Origin of the sequence: Bradyrhizobium sp., from assembly GCF_052389815.1 — a bacterium.
GTDB lineage: Bacteria > Pseudomonadota > Alphaproteobacteria > Rhizobiales > Xanthobacteraceae > Bradyrhizobium.
Window position 1 is genome coordinate 217,465 of record NZ_JBQTHN010000005.1, and the last position, 15,256, is coordinate 232,720.

General features: G+C 65.0%; 17 protein-coding genes. 4 read left to right on the top strand and 13 right to left on the bottom strand.

Annotated features, from left to right (window positions below; all coding sequences use genetic code 11):
* Positions 1-91: 91 nt before the first annotated feature.
* From ACT4OC_RS01850 to ACT4OC_RS01860, 3 genes are all read right to left on the bottom strand, one after another.
* Positions 92-1,306 (bottom strand): acyl-CoA dehydrogenase, encoded by a 1,215-nt coding sequence (locus ACT4OC_RS01850; RefSeq protein WP_444837299.1) that lies wholly within the window; start codon positions 1,304-1,306, stop codon positions 92-94.
* Positions 1,307-1,368: 62 nt separating this feature from the next.
* Positions 1,369-2,445: a 3,4-dihydroxy-2-butanone-4-phosphate synthase gene (ribB, locus tag ACT4OC_RS01855; RefSeq protein WP_444837300.1), complete on the bottom strand. Its 1,077-nt coding sequence runs from the start codon at positions 2,443-2,445 to the stop codon at positions 1,369-1,371.
* Between the two features lie 168 nt (positions 2,446-2,613).
* Positions 2,614-4,338 carry a cation:proton antiporter gene (locus ACT4OC_RS01860; protein ID WP_444837301.1) on the bottom strand — a complete coding sequence of 575 codons (1,725 nt, stop codon included), beginning with the start codon at positions 4,336-4,338 and terminating at the stop codon, positions 2,614-2,616.
* A 121-nt stretch (positions 4,339-4,459) separates the two neighbouring features.
* Here ACT4OC_RS01860 and ACT4OC_RS01865 point away from each other — a divergent pair, with 121 nt between their 5' ends.
* The 3 genes from ACT4OC_RS01865 (at position 4,460) to ACT4OC_RS01875 (ending at position 6,604) form a co-directional block, all read left to right on the top strand.
* On the top strand, positions 4,460-4,936 hold the full coding sequence (locus ACT4OC_RS01865; RefSeq protein WP_444837302.1) for a DUF3124 domain-containing protein: 477 nt from the start codon (positions 4,460-4,462) through the stop codon (positions 4,934-4,936).
* A gap of 57 nt (positions 4,937-4,993) precedes the next feature.
* Positions 4,994-6,235: an aminotransferase-like domain-containing protein gene (locus ACT4OC_RS01870; protein WP_444837303.1), complete on the top strand. Its 1,242-nt coding sequence runs from the start codon at positions 4,994-4,996 to the stop codon at positions 6,233-6,235.
* A 159-nt stretch (positions 6,236-6,394) separates the two neighbouring features.
* A complete protein-coding gene (locus ACT4OC_RS01875) occupies positions 6,395-6,604 on the top strand; it encodes a hypothetical protein (RefSeq protein WP_444837304.1) in 210 nt (69 codons plus the stop codon).
* Between the two features lie 92 nt (positions 6,605-6,696).
* On the opposite strand, the gene hpaD is transcribed toward ACT4OC_RS01875, so the two are convergent.
* The gene (gene hpaD, locus ACT4OC_RS01880) at positions 6,697-7,551 is read right to left on the bottom strand and encodes a 3,4-dihydroxyphenylacetate 2,3-dioxygenase (RefSeq protein ID WP_444837305.1); all 855 of its coding nucleotides are present in this window, start codon (positions 7,549-7,551) and stop codon (positions 6,697-6,699) included.
* Complete coding sequence (locus tag ACT4OC_RS01885; protein ID WP_444837306.1) at positions 7,552-7,857, bottom strand: helix-turn-helix domain-containing protein; 306 nt, start codon at positions 7,855-7,857, stop codon at positions 7,552-7,554. It abuts the gene before it with no gap.
* A 273-nt stretch (positions 7,858-8,130) separates the two neighbouring features.
* On the opposite strand from ACT4OC_RS01885, the gene ACT4OC_RS01890 reads away from it, so the two are divergent.
* Positions 8,131-8,361 (top strand): hypothetical protein, encoded by a 231-nt coding sequence (locus ACT4OC_RS01890; protein WP_444837307.1) that lies wholly within the window; start codon positions 8,131-8,133, stop codon positions 8,359-8,361.
* Positions 8,362-8,449: 88 nt separating this feature from the next.
* Here the strand turns inward: ACT4OC_RS01890 and ACT4OC_RS01895 are convergent, their stop codons facing one another.
* From ACT4OC_RS01895 to ccoO, 8 genes are all read right to left on the bottom strand, one after another.
* Complete coding sequence (locus tag ACT4OC_RS01895; protein ID WP_444837308.1) at positions 8,450-8,848, bottom strand: hypothetical protein; 399 nt, start codon at positions 8,846-8,848, stop codon at positions 8,450-8,452.
* A gap of 119 nt (positions 8,849-8,967) precedes the next feature.
* The gene (ccoS, locus tag ACT4OC_RS01900) at positions 8,968-9,129 is read right to left on the bottom strand and encodes a cbb3-type cytochrome oxidase assembly protein CcoS (RefSeq protein WP_444837309.1); all 162 of its coding nucleotides are present in this window, start codon (positions 9,127-9,129) and stop codon (positions 8,968-8,970) included.
* Entirely contained in the window at positions 9,129-11,321 is a 2,193-nt protein-coding gene (locus ACT4OC_RS01905) for a heavy metal translocating P-type ATPase (RefSeq protein ID WP_444837310.1), read from the bottom strand. Before ACT4OC_RS01905 ends, ccoS begins: the two co-directional genes overlap by 1 nt.
* A 72-nt stretch (positions 11,322-11,393) precedes the next feature.
* Complete coding sequence (locus ACT4OC_RS01910) at positions 11,394-11,897, bottom strand: FixH family protein (protein WP_444837311.1); 504 nt, start codon at positions 11,895-11,897, stop codon at positions 11,394-11,396.
* Between the two features lie 17 nt (positions 11,898-11,914).
* The gene (gene ccoG, locus ACT4OC_RS01915; protein WP_444837312.1) at positions 11,915-13,378 is read right to left on the bottom strand and encodes a cytochrome c oxidase accessory protein CcoG; all 1,464 of its coding nucleotides are present in this window, start codon (positions 13,376-13,378) and stop codon (positions 11,915-11,917) included.
* An 83-nt stretch (positions 13,379-13,461) separates the two neighbouring features.
* Positions 13,462-14,334, bottom strand: coding sequence for a cytochrome-c oxidase, cbb3-type subunit III (gene ccoP / locus ACT4OC_RS01920; protein ID WP_444837313.1), 873 nt, complete (start codon positions 14,332-14,334; stop codon positions 13,462-13,464).
* 6 nt (positions 14,335-14,340) lie between these two features.
* Positions 14,341-14,505, bottom strand: a complete 165-nt coding sequence (locus ACT4OC_RS01925) for a cbb3-type cytochrome c oxidase subunit 3 (RefSeq protein ID WP_444837314.1) — start codon at positions 14,503-14,505, stop codon at positions 14,341-14,343.
* Positions 14,506-14,515: 10 nt separating this feature from the next.
* Positions 14,516-15,250 (bottom strand): cytochrome-c oxidase, cbb3-type subunit II, encoded by a 735-nt coding sequence (ccoO, locus tag ACT4OC_RS01930; protein ID WP_444837315.1) that lies wholly within the window; start codon positions 15,248-15,250, stop codon positions 14,516-14,518.
* Positions 15,251-15,256 lie beyond the last annotated feature (6 nt).

A 15,256-nucleotide genomic window follows, 5' to 3' on the forward strand; every position in this document is an offset into this window, starting at 1 on the left:
GTGCGGTTCTTGCTCCGTTATGCCCGGGCAAAAGCGCGAAGGCGCGCTTCGCGCTCTTGCCCGGCCATGACGAATTGGACAGAGTTTGGCCTTACGAAAACGCCTGAATGCCCGTGATCGCGCGGCCGAGGATCAGGGCGTGGACGTCGTGGGTGCCCTCATAGGTGTTCACGGTTTCCAGATTCGCCGTATGCCGCATCACGTGATACTCGATCTGGATGCCGTTGCCGCCGTGCATGTCGCGCGAGACGCGGGCGATATCGAGCGCCTTGCCGCAATTGTTACGCTTGACGATGGAGATCATTTCGGGGGCGAACCTGCCCTCGTCCATCAGGCGGCCGACGCGCAAGGACGCCTGCAGGCCGAGCGCGATCTCCGTCTCCATGTCGGCGAGCTTCTTCTGTACCAGCTGGGTCGCCGCCAGCGGTCGGCCGAACTGCTTGCGATCGAGCGTGTACTGCCGCGCGCGGTGCATGCAGTCTTCGGCGGCCCCCATCGCGCCCCAGGAAATGCCGTAGCGGGCGCGGTTGAGGCAGCCGAACGGCCCCTTCAGGCCCGACACGTTGGGCAGCAACGCGCTCTCGGGAACCACGACGTTGTCCATCACGATCTCGCCGGTGATGGAGGCGCGAAGCGAGAGCTTGCCGCCGACCTTCGGCGCGGAAAGGCCCTTCATGCCCTTTTCGAGGATGAAGCCGCGGATCTGGTTGTCATGCGCGGCGGATTTCGCCCAGACCACGAAGACGTCGGCGATCGGCGCATTGGAGATCCACATCTTGCTGCCGTTGAGCTTGTAGCCGTCCGACACCTTCTCGACGCGGGTCTTCATGCCGCCGGGATCGGAACCGGCATCCGGCTCGGTCAGGCCGAAGCAGCCGACCCACTCGCCGGTCGCAAGCTTCGGCAGGTATTTCTTGCGCTGGCTTTCGTCGCCATAGGCATAGATCGGATACATCACGAGGGACGACTGCACCGAGTTCATCGAGCGATAGCCGCTATCGACGCGCTCGATCTCGCGCGCCACGAGCCCGTAGGCCACGTAGCTGGCGTTGGCGCAGCCATATTCCTCCGGCAGCGTCACGCCGATCAGCCCGAGCTCGCCCATCTCGTTGAATATCTCACGGTCGGTCTTTTCTTCGAGGTAGGCCTTGGTGACGCGCGGCGCGAGCTTGTCCTGCGCGTAGGCGCGCGCGGTGTCGCGGATCAGCCGCTCGTCCTCGGTGAGCTGATCGTCGAGCAGGAACGGATCATCCCACTGGAAGGCAGCCGCAGCCGGCTTGTCCTTGGTCCGGGGTTGCACGCTCATGGGAATTCCTTTCGCATAATGCGGCCAAAATACAACGTGGCGGCAGGTTAGGACGTTGGCCTTCAGCCTTCAAGGCGCTCGTTGCCGACGATCTCGATGCCGAAACCCGACAAACCCTTGTAGTCGTGCACCGACGAGGTGAGGTTGCGGATCGAGGTGATGCCGAGATCGCGCAGGATCTGCGCGCCGACGCCGACCTCGCGCCACTGCCTGTTGCGGTCGGCCTCCGCGCTCTTCTGCTCGCCGACGGGCTCGACGGGAACGCCGGCCGCGCCATCGCGCAGATATACCAGCACGCCGCGGCCGGCGCGCTGGAAGTGGTTGAGCACGAGGCGCATGCGTTCCTGCCCGGTGAACAGGTCCTTCACGATGTTGGGCTTGTGCAGGCGCGTCAGCACGTTCCTGCCGTCGCCGACGCCGTTGTAGACGAAGGCGGCATGCGCGATCTCGTCGAACGGCGAGCGGTAGGCATAGCCCTGCAGCGTCCCGATCGGGCTTTCGATCGCGAAGGTGGAGACGCGCTCGATCAGCTTCTCGCGCGCCTGGCGGTAGGCGATCAGGTCGGCGATCGTGACGTGTTTCAGCTTGTGGGCGGCGGCAAAGCGCGTCACCTGTTCGCCCTTCATCACGGTGCCGTCGTCGTTCATCAACTCGGAGATGACGCCGACCGGCGGCAGGCCGCTGAGCCGGCAGAGGTCGACCGCAGCCTCGGTATGGCCGGAGCGCAAGAGCACGCCGCCGTCGCGCGCGATCAGCGGAAAGATATGCCCGGGCCGGGCAAAATCGTTGGCGCCGACATTGGGATTGGCCAGCGCGCGGCAGCAGGAGGCGCGCTCGTCGGCGGAAATGCCGGTGCCGCCATCGGGCTTGTAGTCGATCGAGACGGTGAAGGCGGTGGTGTGGCTGGAATCGTTGTGCGCCACCATCGGGTCGAGCCGCAGCCGGCGCGCGTCGTCGGTGGTGATCGGGGCGCAGACGATGCCTGAAGTGTGGCGGATGATGAAGGCCATCTTCTCGGCCGTGCAGAGCGAAGCCGCGACGATCAGGTCGCCCTCGCCTTCACGGTCGTCGTCGTCGGTGACGACGACCAGCTCGCCCTTGGCAAAGGCCTGCAATACTTCCTGAATCCTGTCGGCCATTCCTCAACACCCGCTTCTTGTGCCGGGATGGATTACCCGGTCTCCCCCGCCCGCGCCAGCGCCATAACGGGAGGGCGGCATGCCGCCTGCGGGGGCCTGAAGAACGATATTTTATGTGGGGATGCGGCGGTGGGATGAAAGACCGTCCGCCAGGCCAAACGTTCCGCCTTACGGCAGAACCTCCTTGCGATCGGCAAGCTGGGCGTCCATCTCGGCGCGCTTGTCCTCCAGAAGGCCGGCGTCAACCGCTTCGATCACGGTATAGAGCTCGCCCGCGTCAGTCAGCCGGGTCACCGTCACGTAGTCGGCGCCGGCCTCATAGAGGTCGGGCACGTTGGCGAGCAGATCGGCGGTCGCGACGATTTTGGCGGTGGGGTTGAGCACACGGACATGGCGCACCAGCTTTTCGTTGTTGGCGCCGACGAGAAGCGAATCCGGCACGCTCAGGATGATCATCTCGGCCTTGCCGATGCCGGCGTGCACCAGAGTATCGACGTTGCTGATATCGCCGTAGATCACGTGCACACCGCGCTCGTTCAGGATGCGGAACACGTTCGGATTGAAATCGATCACCGTGATCTGCTCCAGCAGCGACTCGTTCTGCCGTTCGATCTGGCTGAGCAGCGCGCTTGCGGCCCGGAAGAAGCCGAGGATGACGATGCGGTTGGTCTCGCCATGGCCGCCCTCGTGGCCCTCGGCGTGATGGACGTGGTCGAGATCGCGCAAGCCGATCTTCTTCAAAGGTCCGATCAGGCCCTTGGTGATCTCGCCGCTGCGCACCATGAAGAAGGTCGAGAGCACCGCCAGCACCACAAAGGCGAACGAGGCCGCACTCGCCGTCTCGGTCTTGATGTGGCCGGTGGTGATGCCGGTCTGGATCACCACCAGCGAGAATTCCGAGATTTGCGCGAGGTTGATGGCCGGCAGGAGGCTAGCGCGCAGGCCCTGCTTCATCAGATAGAGCGGCGTGAAGGTGGTCACGACGCGGCTTGCCACCGTGAAGGCTGCGATGATCAGCGCGAGCACGATCACCGAGCCGGTGGGGATCGGGATGGTCATGCCGAGCGCGACGAAGAACAGCGTAATGAAGAAGTCGCGCAACGTCGTCACCTTCGCCGTCACGTCGAGCGCATAGGGGAAGGTCGACAGCGACACGCCCGCCACCAGCGAGCCCATCTCGCGCGACAGATGCAGCTTTTCCGCGATTTCGCCGATCAGAAAGCACCAGGCCAGCGCGCCGAGCATGAGCAGCTCGGGCCTGCGCGCGATCTGGTGGAACAGCTTTGGCAGCACATAGCGGCTGAGGATCAGCGCGGTCGCGACCAGCGCGCCGACCCGGGCGATCGAGAGCAGGATCACCGAGACCTGCAGGTTGGCGAGAGACGGCTGCACCGCCAGGAACAGGATGGCAAAGATGTCCTGCAGCACCAGGATGCCGAGCGTGATGCGGCCCGGCAGCGTATCCAGCTCGCGCTTCTCGTAGAGCACCTTGACGATGATGACGGTCGAGGAGAGCGCACAGGCCACCGTCAGATACAGCGCGTCGAACGCGCCGCCGCCGAGCGAAAGGCCGACCGCCATGAAAAACAGGACGCCGAGCAGGCATCCGCCCAGCAATTGGCCGCCGGCCGCAAACAGGATCACCGGACCGGCGCGGATGATCTTCTTCAGGTCGATCTCCAGCCCGATCATGAACAGCATGAAGATCAGCCCGAGCTCGGAGATGACGCTGATCGATTCCTGGGACTTGACCCATCCCATGCCGAATGGCCCAATGAAAAAGCCGGCGACGAGGTAGGCGAGGATCAGCGGCTGGCGGGAAAAATGGGCCAAAAGCCCAAGTCCCCAGGCAAACAGGATGCTAAAAGTGATATCGCCAATGAGTTCGTGCATGAATCGAATTTACCCCTTGCCGCAACCTATTGGCAGGCGCCACGGGCTTAAACAAGCAATCTGTCATATCCTGACCAAGGCTGCCAATTTCGGGCTTCTCACTTGCCTACTGGCGGTGCAGATGCCGGCCGCCAGCGCACAGGGCGGCAGCATCGAGCAGACCTTTGCATCCTCCTTGACCTCGGTTCCCGCAGAGCCCCTCGCCGTCTCCGGCGCTTTTTACGTGCCGGTCTATTCCAGCGTGTCGATGGCCCAGGGCAAGCTGCGCGCCGATTTCTCGGTCACGCTGAGCGTGCACAACGCCTCCGAGACCCGGCCCCTGGTGCTGAAGCGGATCGCCTATTTCGACACGGCAGGCAAGATGGTGGAGAGCTACCTCAAGGCGCCGATCGCGCTAAAACCGTTCTCCACCATCGAGGTCTTCATTCCGACCTCCGACGTGCGCGGCGGCACCGGCGCGAACTTCGTGGTGAACTTTGCCGCGACGGGCGAGATCGCCGAGCCCGTCGTCGAAGCCCTGATGGTCGGCGGCGTCGGCGCCGGCCATTATGCATTCATCAGCCAGGGGCGGCCGATCCGGCTGGTAGGCAAGAACTGAGAAGAACGGGGACGGCGCCGGCCGCCCCGACAACAAGAAAACGGGAGACAAACGTCCATGAGCCCAACCCCATTCAACTACGCCCCGCTGCTGCCGGCCGGGCTGCCGGCGCCCGCAGCACGCTGGACCGGCCTTGCCAGATACAGTTTCGTCGGCGGCAACAACGATCCCGACGGCGTTCCGGTCGAGGGGCTGGTCGACGCCGTCACCGCCGTGCTGAACCGCGAGGGCAAGTCGCTCGCCACCTATGGCCTCGCTCACGGCCCGCAGGGCTACGGCCCCTTGCGCGAGTTTCTGGTCAAGAAGCTGAAGCGCGATGCCGGCATCGTTTGCACTGCGGACGAGCTTCTCATCGTCTCCGGCTCGCTGCAGGCGCTCGACCTCGTCAACAACACGCTGCTGGCGCGCGGCGACACCGTGCTGATCGAGAAGGAAACCTATCAGGGCGCGATCAACCGCCTGACCCGGCTCGGCGTCAAGGCGATCGGCGTTCCCCTCGACGACCAGGGCATGCGCATGGATGCACTGGCGAACACGCTCGACGATCTCAAGGGCAAGGGCATCACGCCGAAATACATCTACACCATACCCACGGTGCAGAACCCGACCGCCACCATCATGCCCGAAGAGCGGCGCCGCGAGATGCTGCGCCTGTCGGAGCAGTATGGCGTTCCGATCTTCGAGGACGACTGCTATGCCGACCTGACCTGGGACGGCAGGCGGCCGCCGGCGATCTACGCCATGAGCAGGAGCGGCAGCGTCATCCATATCGGCTCGTTCTCGAAATCGATCGCGCCTGCTTTGCGCGTCGGCTTCATCGTTGCGCCCTGGGAGGTGATGTCGCGCATGCTGGCGCTGAAGACCGACGCCGGCTCCGGCGCGCTGGAGCAGATGGTGCTAGCAGAATATTGCGCGCCGCATTTCGAGACCCATGTGCCGAAGCTGACGCGCGGCCTGCGCGCCAAGCTCGATACGCTGATGGATGCGCTCGGCGAGCAATTCGGCACCGCGGCCGAATTCGAGGCGCCGAAGGGCGGCATCTTCCTCTGGGTGAAGCTGCCCGACCGTGTCGATACGCTGAAGCTTTATCAGGCCGCCCTCGCCGCAGGCGTCGCCATCAATCCGGGGCCGGAATGGTCGGTCGACAAGCCCCATTCGGGCTGCCGCCTGCGGCTCTGCTTTGCCAGCCCCACGCATGAGCAGATCCGCGAGGGTGTCGCCGTTCTCGCCGACGTCTGCCGCAGGGAGTTCGGCGTGCCGGCGCGCAGCGCCAACGTGGAGAAGCGCGCGCTGGGTTAGCGGGACGCGCGACGGCATCTTGCGCATGAGACCGACTAGCGGCGGCCGTTGAACCGGACGGCTGGCCGCGGTTGCGCGAGATCAACGCCGAATGGAACGGATGGAGCAGATTCGAGGCGTCACCGGCGGGGTGGCCGGTGCAGCATGTTGGAGATGCCCATGTTCAAGATCGCAATCCTCATCTGGGTGATGCTCGGCACCGCGGTGGCAGGCACCGCCATTACCGCGGTGCTCGCCGCGGGAATCGCTTCCAATCCGATGAAGGCGATACCGCTGGCGGCCTTGGCCGGCTTTGTCGTGGCGATGCCGCTGTCGTATCTCGTCGCAGCGAAGATTGCGCGCGAGCGGGCAACCAAGCGAGTCGCCTGACTTCAAGCGTTAGCCATTCAAGCGTGAGCCATATGTCCGCTTCCGGCAGGAGGCGGACATATGCGCAGGACGGACCGATCAATACCGATCAATCACGCCGCAAGGTGAAACTCGACGTTGACCTGCCCGCTGCCGCTGGACGGAAAATAATCGCAGAGCTGCTCGGCCCTGCCCTGGTAGCCGTACCAGCCGAGCGCCGCGAACAGCATGATGGTGTCGGCCATGCCGCCCTCGCCGTTGCATTTGGTGGCGTAGTCCGGGAGCATGTCGATGAATTCGCGGTAGCGGCCCTGCTGCCACAGCTCCAGCACGCGCAGGTCGACCTGGCGGTTGAATTCGCTGGCAACCGAGGTCCAGGCATCCGCGCCGAGTTTCTTGTTCGGCCATAGCCGGTGCGACAGCGATCCGCTGGCGATCACCGCCACGCGTTCGCCGGACTGCTCGATCGCACGCCTCGTCGCTTCACCGAGAATGCGGCTCTCCTCCGGCGAGGTGAACAGGGGCGTAGCCACCGACACGACCTTGGCGCGGCCGTCCGCGTTCATGTAGTGCATCGGGACAATAGTGCCGTACTCAAGCCCGAGGCTTTCGACCCGGTGCGCCAGCACGTTCAGTCCGACCTTCGCAGCCTCGGCAGCGATCGCTTCCGCAAGGGCTGGATCGCCGGGCAGGTTGTAGCGCAGGTCCTGGATCATCTGCGGCGCTTCGTGGCTGGTGAAGGCGCCGCGATGATGCGCATTGGCGTTGATGTGGTAGCCGAAATTGGACAGCCAATGGGTGTCGAACACGACGAAGGTCGAAACCTCGCGCTCGCGGGCGCGGCGACCGAGTTCGCGCAGCGCGGCAACGGGGGCCTCGCGCGCCTTCTTCAGCAGGCTGCCCTCGGCCTCCGACAGCATCAGCGACGGCACGTGGCTGACCTTGGCGGCGAGAACGAGCTGTCCCATCTACTCCTCTACCGCCCTTGCGAAGGGCTCCCAACGAATCACCTGGGCGAGCCGCAGCAGCAGCACGATCGACACGTTGCCGCGGCCGGCTTCGATCTGGGCGATGTAGCGCTCGGAAATGCCGGACTGGCGCGCAAGCTCCCGTCGCGACATGTCGCGCTGCGCCCGCAGCGTGCGCACCCGCTCGCCGAGTTGGCTCAGAAATTCGCTTTCATAGAGGGAAAGTACCGTGCCGCCAGCCGAGATCGCCCCGGCCGGCTGGCCCGGGGACGTTTCTGCGCAGAGATGTGCTTCGTTTCGTGCCACGCTCGATCCTTGCAACGCCATGATCGCCGGACGCGGGCCGCCGCACATTGATCGAGCGCAAACTCGGGTCAGGAAAAATGCCCGCGAATCACCATCCCCGACGATGCGAAGCAACTTCCGGAAACGGCGCGCGGACGGCGCAACACGGAATCGCCGATTCCGAATCGTCGTCGGTGAACTTCCCTGGACAGACGTTCAGAAAACTCTTGCGGCTCCCTGCGGAACGGTCCGTTGCACCCGGCTGTTTCATCCTCATTACGTGAGGAGAACAACATGCGGAAGTTTGCTTGTGTGCTGGCAGCGCTCGGTGCGATGGCGATCGCCGTGCCGTCAACGGCCAGCGCCCAGACGGTCGTGATCAAGCGCGGCCATCACTACAATCATGGCTGGCACGGCGCGCACGCGCGAATGCACCATGACCACGGTTGGCACAGGGGCTGGCGTCACCGCCATCACCATGGCGACCGCGTGGTCGTGATCAAGAAGCGCTATCACCATTACTGACGGCCGACACAGCAAAATGGCTCCTCGCAGGAGGAGCCATTTTTTGCGTCAAGAACCGCGATGTGACGCGAGCCTTCCAAAGGGGAGTTCAGCGCTTCCAGTTGCAGATGCCGCCGGACTTGCAGGGCCAGGTCTGGATGCTGCGATCGAAGGCCTGCGCGTCGAGCGGGTTGCCGTGGCGACGCACCACCTTGGCGCGGGCCGCGCCGCGCGGTTTCGCCACCGGCTTCTCGGTCATCCTGCTCGTTCGCACCGCGCGCTGCTGGTCGGCTTTCGGCTCAACCACGACATGCGTGCTCTCGGTACGGGCTTGTACCGCAACCGGCGCGAATTCCGTCGGCGGTCCGAGCCGCTTCGGCGACAGCACCGCGCGCGAGAGATCGAGACTGAGGAACTCGTGGGGCCGGTATTCATCGGCCGGCGCAGCCGTACTCAACACCACGAGCGTGGCGCCGACTACAGCGGCAAGAACGTGTTTGGCGGCCATGCAGCCTCTCGAATGATCGGAACTGGGAACCCCTATAATCTAGGAAAGATTATACGCAATTCCAGCGTCCGCCGCCATCAAGGTTACCGGGAACGCAAATTATCCGGCCGCTTTTCCAGCTATTTTTGCGGCAGCTGCGGCGGATCGTCGTCAGCGATGGCGCGCCAGGCAGCGCCGTCGAGATCGTCGAACTGGCCGCTCTTCAGCGACCAGAGAAATCCGGCGAGCCCAAGCCCGCCCAGCGCCAGCGCCAGCGGAACGAGATAGACCAGGACTTCCATCAGCGCACCTCCTGCCGCGCGCGGCGGGCGCGCAGCGCGTTCAGCATCACCAGTACCGACGAGCCGGACATCGCGGCCGCCGCGATCAGCGGCGTCGCCAGGCCGACGATCGCCACCGGCACCGCAAGCGCATTGTAGCCGACGGCGAGCCAGATGTTCTGTTTCATCAGGGCCACGGCCTTGCGCGAATAGTCGATGGCCGCAACCACCGGCGACAATTCCTTGCCGAGGAAGACGAGATCGGCGGTGGCCTGGCTGAGATGCGTGGCGCTGACCGGCGACATCGAGACGCTGGCCGCCGCCAGCGACGGCGCGTCGTTCATGCCGTCGCCCACCATCATCACCTTGCGGCCCTGCCGCTTCAGCTCCTCGATCCGGGCGATCTTCTCCGCCGGCGTCACGCCGGCGCGCCAGATGCCGACGCCGAGCGTTTGCGCCGCGTGCCGGACCGCGGGCTCACGGTCGCCCGAAAGCAATTCCACCACGATGCCGCGCTGCTTCAGCGCCGCGACGGCCGCGGCCGCATCGGGACGCAATTGCTGGCGCACCGCAAAGACGTGGCACTGCGTGCCGCGGCGGAACGCCACGACCGAGACTTCGGGATCCCGGCTGAGGATTGCGTTGGCGAGCCCGCCGGCATCGCAGAAGGACGGGCTGCCGAGCCGAACCTCGAGGCCGTCGACGATCGTGCGCACGCCCTTGCCGGGCTCCTCGACCGCGCCCGGCAGCGGCGCCTTTGCCCCGGCCGCACGCGCTACCGCCGCCGCAACGGGATGATGGCTTGCCAGTGCGAGGCGGCCGGCGAGGCCAAACACATCGGCCGGGATGCTTTGCGCGTTCACGACATCGAGCTCGGGCAGCGTCAGCGTGCCCGTCTTGTCGAACACGACGGTATCGACGTCGGATACCCGCTCGATGGCATCGCCGGAATTGATCAGCACGCCCGCGCGGAACATGGCGCCCGCCACCACCGTCTGCACGGCGGGAATGGCCAGCCCCAGCGCGCAGGGACAGGTGATGATGAGCACGGCAATCGCCGTGACGATGGCATCGTGCCAGGTAGCACCGAGCGCGACCCAGCCGAGCATGGTGAGCGCGGCGGTGACGTGCACGACCGGCGCGTAGAGCCGCGAGGCACGGTCGGCGAGCTGCACATAGCGCGAGCGCACCTGCAGCGCGTTTTCCAGCAGCCGGGTGATTTCCGCAAGCAGCGTGCCTTCGGCGGCGGCCGCGACCTTGACCCGCAGCGCACCGGAGACGTTCATGGTGCCGGCATAGACCAGCGTGCCCTTTTCCGCCGCGACATGCTGCGTCTCGCCCGTGATCAGGCTCTGATCGATCTCCGAGCGGCCCTCGATGACCTCACCGTCGACCGCCGAGCGTTCGCCCGGACGCAGCAGCACGACGTCGCCGGCGCGGATGCTCGCCGCCGGAACCTCGCTGATCTCGTCGGGACCGACGAACTTGGCCGCGGTCTCCGCCTTCAGCGCGGCGAGATTGCCGGCGACCGCGCGGGTGCGCCGCCGCATGTTCTGGTCGAGATAGCGCCCCGCCAGCAAGAAGGTCAGCAGCATCACCGCGGCGTCGAAATAGGCGTGCTCGGCGTGATGGATGGTCTCCACCACGCTCATGCCGAGCGCGAGGATGACGCCGATCGAGATCGGCACGTCCATGTTGACGCCGCCTGCCCTCAGCGCGCGCCAGGCCGATTTGAAGAACGGCTGGCCGGCATAGGCGACTGCCGGCAGCACGATCAGCGCCGACATCCAGTGAAAGAAATCGCGCTGCTCCGGCAGCATGTCGGAGACGTTGCCCGACCACACCGGGATCGACAGCATCATCACGTTCATGGCGGCGAAAGCCGCAACGCCGAGGCAGCGCAGCAGGAAGCGCGACTGCTCCGCCTCGACGATCTCGGCGCGCACCGGCTCGAACGGATAGGCCTTGTAGCCGAGCTCGGCGAGGCGGTCGATCAGCGCCGCCGGATCGACCGCGCCCATCTTCCATTCCACCGCCAGCCGCCGGTCGGTCAGGTTGACGCGGGCGCGGGTCACGTCGGGGATGGCGGACAGGCCGCGCTCGATCTTCGACATGCAACCCGCGCAGTTCACGCCCTCGACCGCGAGATCGAGATGGGCGATGCCGGCGTCGAGCTCTTTGACGTAGTGCGAATAGTCACGCGTCAATGCCATGGCGCAGTTCACTTCATCCTTTTGAGCATGATCTGTTTCCGAAAACCGGTTCCCACTCTTCGTGATCATGCGCTAGTTGAGAATGACGCGGTTGCGCGACAGGAACAGCCGCGCGCCGCCCCTCGCCTCGCCTTCGATCACGAGGTCCCACTGCCCCGGCAGCACGTCGGGGGCGCTGCCGCGGTAGACGCCAATGCCGGATTCGGCGAGCTCGACGGCGCGGTCGACCCGCTTGTCGGTCGGCCGCTCCAGCCGTCCGGAGAATTTCAGTCCCGACAGCGGCGTGCCGTTGGCGTCGCGCGCGTCGATCCGCACCACGGCCGCGCCACCGGCGCTACGCTCGACATGGGCCTCGACCTTCCAGTTGCGCCGCTGCTGGTCGTGCGCGGCCGATATTTCGCTCTTGTAGGCGAGGCTCGCGCGATAGGCGCTGTCGACTTCCGTTCCCGGCAGCGTGTCGATGGCGAACTTCACCATGATCAGATTGACGCCCATGACGGTGGCGAAGAAGGCGACGAGATAGAACAGGACCGTTCGTCCGGTCAGCGGGCGCGGGGCCTTGGATGGATTGCGCATCGATAACTCCTGCCGCGTCACTGGGGGGTCACGAAGTTGTCCGTGGCGACCGCGGTCTCCCCGAGACCGATGTCGGTGATCCGGAACCGAACCGGCACGGATTTCGCGGTGTTTTGCTCGGCCGGCGCGGTGACCAGCACGCGCAGCTCGGTGGTCGCGTCGCGGCCGAGCACGATCATCGGCCGGTCCTGCGTCACCGAGTCGACGCCGACGACGTGCATGCTGGCGTTGACCGGACCGTCGACGTCGATGGCGATGACGCGATCGAAACCGCGCTTGTTGAGCAGACGCATGGTGTAGGCGTTGCGGATCGAGCCGTCGCTCAGCTTCACCGCGATCGGGTTGCGGTCGTGCAGCACGTTGACGTCGAGCAACGATCGCGTCAGCAGCGCGTACAGCATGATGGCGCCGACCGCGGCGATCATGCCGCAATAGATCACGGTGCGCGGACGGACCAGCCGGTAGATCTCCGGCTTTCCTTCCATGCGGCGCTTGATGTTGATGTCGTTGTCATAACCGATCAACCGCTTCGGGCGGCCGATCTTGCCCATGACCGTGTCGCAGGCATCGATGCACAGGCCGCACTGGATGCAGTCGAGCTGCGGCCCGTTGCGGATGTCGATGCCGGTCGGGCAGACCGCGACGCATTGGTAGCAATCGACGCAGTCGCCGACCGCTTCGCCCCTGGCGCGCAGCTCCTTGGCCTTCTTCACCGAAGTGCGCTGCTCGCCGCGGTCGTAGCGATAGGTGACGTTGAGCGCCCATTCGTCGGTCAGCGCGGCCTGGATGCGCGGCCACGGACACATGTAGACGCAGACCTGCTCGCGCATGAAGCCGGCCAGCACGTAGGTCGTGGCGGTCAGGATGGCGATCCAGATATAGGCGATCGCCGGCGCCTGGAAGGTGAGCAGGTTCATCACCAGCGTCGGCGCGTCGGCGAAGTAGAGCACCCAGGCGCCGCCGGTCCACCAGGCGATCATCAGCCAGAGCCAATGCTTGAGCGCGGCCTCCCCGACACGCCGCGGGGTCCATCCCGCGGTATCCTTCTTCATGCGCTCGCGGCGGTCGCCTTCGATCAGGCGCTCGACGGCGTAGAACAGGTCGGTCCAGACGGTTTGCGGGCAGAGATAGCCGCACCAGATGCGGCCGCCGATCGAATTCAGCAGGAACAGCACGAGGGCGGCGGCGATCAACAGGCCGGTGAAGTAGTAGACTTCCTGCGGCCATATCTCGATGAAGAAGAAGTAGAAGCGGTGGTTCGGGAAGTCGATCAACACCGCCTGGGCGGGCGCGCCAAGGCCGCGATTCCAGCGCACGAAAGGCAGGAAGTAATAGATGCCGAGGCAGACCCCCATCAGTGCCCATTTGATCCGGCGGAAGGTGCCGGACACCTTCTGGGGGTAAACCTTCTTGCGGGCCGCATAGAGCGGCCCGTCTTCCGGGACGACTTCCAGCTCGCTGGGTAACACGGTCTTGTTCATTGGCTTTGCTTCGGCTCGCGTGCGGTGCTGAACTTTATTTCCAGTCCCGAACGCGAACCTTGATGCAGCGCAAGCAAGCGGCGCTATTGACCGCCGCCGAGGGAATGTACGTAGACGGCGAGCGCCTTGATGGTGGCCGGATCGAGCCGGCCGACCCAAGCCGGCATCACGCCGGCACGGCCGTTGGTGATGGTGTCGACCAGCGTCGCCTCGTCCGAACCGAAGAGCCAGATCTTGTCGGTCAGGTTGGGCGCGCCCATCTCCGGGTTCCCCTTGCCGGCGTCGCCGTGGCAGGATGCGCAGTTGTCGGCAAATATCTTCTTGCCAGCCGCGGCGTCAAAGCCGGCAGCGGTCGAAAGACCGGCGAGCGACCTGACATAGTTGGCGACCGTGGCGATCTCCGCCGCCTTGAGCACGCCTTCCTTGCCGAAGGCGAGCATGGCGCCTTCATGCGCGTTGGCATGTCCGGACCGCGCGCCGAACTGGATGGTCTTCTCGATCTGGTCGAGCTTGCCGCCCCAGATCCATTCGTCGTCGTTGAGGTTGGGATAACCCTTGGAGCCGGTGCCGCCGGTGCCGTGGCAGGGGGCGCAGTTGTCGCCGAACGCCGCCTTGCCGCTGGCGCGCGCCAGCGCCAGCAACGCCGGATCCTTCGGGATATCGACGAGCGGCGTTGCCGCGAGCTTCACCATCTTCTCGCCGCGGATCTTCTCGAGATTGGCGAGCTCGACCGCGACGTCGGCGCGGGTCGAGTAGTTGAAGAAACCGGTGGTGTGGCTCGAGATCAGCGGCCAGGCCGGATAGACGATCCAGTAGCCGATCGACCAGATGATGGTGGCATAGAAGGTCCACACCCACCACCGCGGAAGCGGCGTGTTGAGTTCCTTGATGCCGTCCCATTCATGTCCGGTCGTCGACGTGCCGGAGACTTTGTCAACTTCGCTGTGATCGGTCATGGCTGATCAGTCCTCACGCAGCGGCATCTTCGACGCGGCGTCGAAGGTTGCCTTGTTTCGCGGCCAGAGCGCGTAAAGCACGATGGCGATAAAGATGCCGACGAACAGGGGCGTCCAGAGCGACGTCACGAATTCCGACACCGGATTCGAAGCGGTCAAGATTGCTTTCATGTGACAGCCTTCAGCGCAGGTTGGCTTTTTCGTTGTAGAGTTTGAAGTCGACGAGCGTGCCGAGCATCTGCAGGTACGCGACCAGCGCATCCATCTCCGTCGGATTGCCGGCCTTGGTGTCGAAGTTGCGCACCACTGCCTTCGGGTAGCGCTTGGCGAACGCATCCGTGCCGGCGTTGTCCGGATCGGCCTGCGCCTTGAGGTCGGCGGCGGCATTGGCGATCTGGTCGTCGCTGTAAGGCACGCCGATGGTGCGGTTGGCGCGCAGGTGGTCGGCGAAGGCCTCCGCGTTGAGCTCGGTCTCCGCCAGGAACGGATAGCCGGGCATGATCGACTGCGGCACGATCGCGCGCGGATTCTTCAGATGGGTGACGTGCCACTCGTCCGAATACTTGCCGCCGACGCGGGCCAGATCCGGCCCCGTTCGCTTGGAGCCCCACTGGAACGGATGGTCGTACATGCTTTCCGCGGCGAGCGAATAGTGGCCGTAGCGCTCGACCTCGTCGCGCAACGGCCGGACCATCTGCGAGTGGCAGAGATAGCAGCCCTCGCGGATGTAGATGTTGCGCCCGGCCAGCTCCAGCGGCGTGTAGGGCCGCATGCCGTCCACCTTCTCGATGGTGCTCTTGAGGTAGAACAGCGGCGTGATCTCGACCAGACCGCCGATGGCGATCACCAGCAGGATGCCGACGACCAGGATGATCGAGTTCTTTTCGAAGATTTGATGTCTTGCCCAGACTGACATTTTCTT

What these genes read in the sequence shown, in the direction of transcription:
- ACT4OC_RS01850 (WP_444837299.1), bottom strand. Translation starts at nt 1,306, where the DNA reads ATGAGCGTGCAACCCCGGACCAAGGACAAGCCGGCTGCGGCTGCCTTC.
- ribB (WP_444837300.1), bottom strand. Translation starts at nt 2,445, where the DNA reads ATGGCCGACAGGATTCAGGAAGTATTGCAGGCCTTTGCCAAGGGCGAG.
- ACT4OC_RS01860 (WP_444837301.1), bottom strand. Translation starts at nt 4,338, where the DNA reads ATGCACGAACTCATTGGCGATATCACTTTTAGCATCCTGTTTGCCTGG.
- ACT4OC_RS01865 (WP_444837302.1), top strand. Translation starts at nt 4,460, where the DNA reads ATGCCGGCCGCCAGCGCACAGGGCGGCAGCATCGAGCAGACCTTTGCA.
- ACT4OC_RS01870 (WP_444837303.1), top strand. Translation starts at nt 4,994, where the DNA reads ATGAGCCCAACCCCATTCAACTACGCCCCGCTGCTGCCGGCCGGGCTG.
- ACT4OC_RS01875 (WP_444837304.1), top strand. Translation starts at nt 6,395, where the DNA reads ATGTTCAAGATCGCAATCCTCATCTGGGTGATGCTCGGCACCGCGGTG.
- hpaD (WP_444837305.1), bottom strand. Translation starts at nt 7,551, where the DNA reads ATGGGACAGCTCGTTCTCGCCGCCAAGGTCAGCCACGTGCCGTCGCTG.
- ACT4OC_RS01890 (WP_444837307.1), top strand. Translation starts at nt 8,131, where the DNA reads ATGCGGAAGTTTGCTTGTGTGCTGGCAGCGCTCGGTGCGATGGCGATC.
- ACT4OC_RS01895 (WP_444837308.1), bottom strand. Translation starts at nt 8,848, where the DNA reads ATGGCCGCCAAACACGTTCTTGCCGCTGTAGTCGGCGCCACGCTCGTG.
- ccoS (WP_444837309.1), bottom strand. Translation starts at nt 9,129, where the DNA reads ATGGAAGTCCTGGTCTATCTCGTTCCGCTGGCGCTGGCGCTGGGCGGG.
- ACT4OC_RS01905 (WP_444837310.1), bottom strand. Translation starts at nt 11,321, where the DNA reads ATGGCATTGACGCGTGACTATTCGCACTACGTCAAAGAGCTCGACGCC.
- ACT4OC_RS01910 (WP_444837311.1), bottom strand. Translation starts at nt 11,897, where the DNA reads ATGCGCAATCCATCCAAGGCCCCGCGCCCGCTGACCGGACGAACGGTC.
- ccoG (WP_444837312.1), bottom strand. Translation starts at nt 13,378, where the DNA reads ATGAACAAGACCGTGTTACCCAGCGAGCTGGAAGTCGTCCCGGAAGAC.
- ccoP (WP_444837313.1), bottom strand. Translation starts at nt 14,334, where the DNA reads ATGACCGATCACAGCGAAGTTGACAAAGTCTCCGGCACGTCGACGACC.
- ACT4OC_RS01925 (WP_444837314.1), bottom strand. Translation starts at nt 14,505, where the DNA reads ATGAAAGCAATCTTGACCGCTTCGAATCCGGTGTCGGAATTCGTGACG.
- ccoO (WP_444837315.1), bottom strand. Translation starts at nt 15,250, where the DNA reads ATGTCAGTCTGGGCAAGACATCAAATCTTCGAAAAGAACTCGATCATC.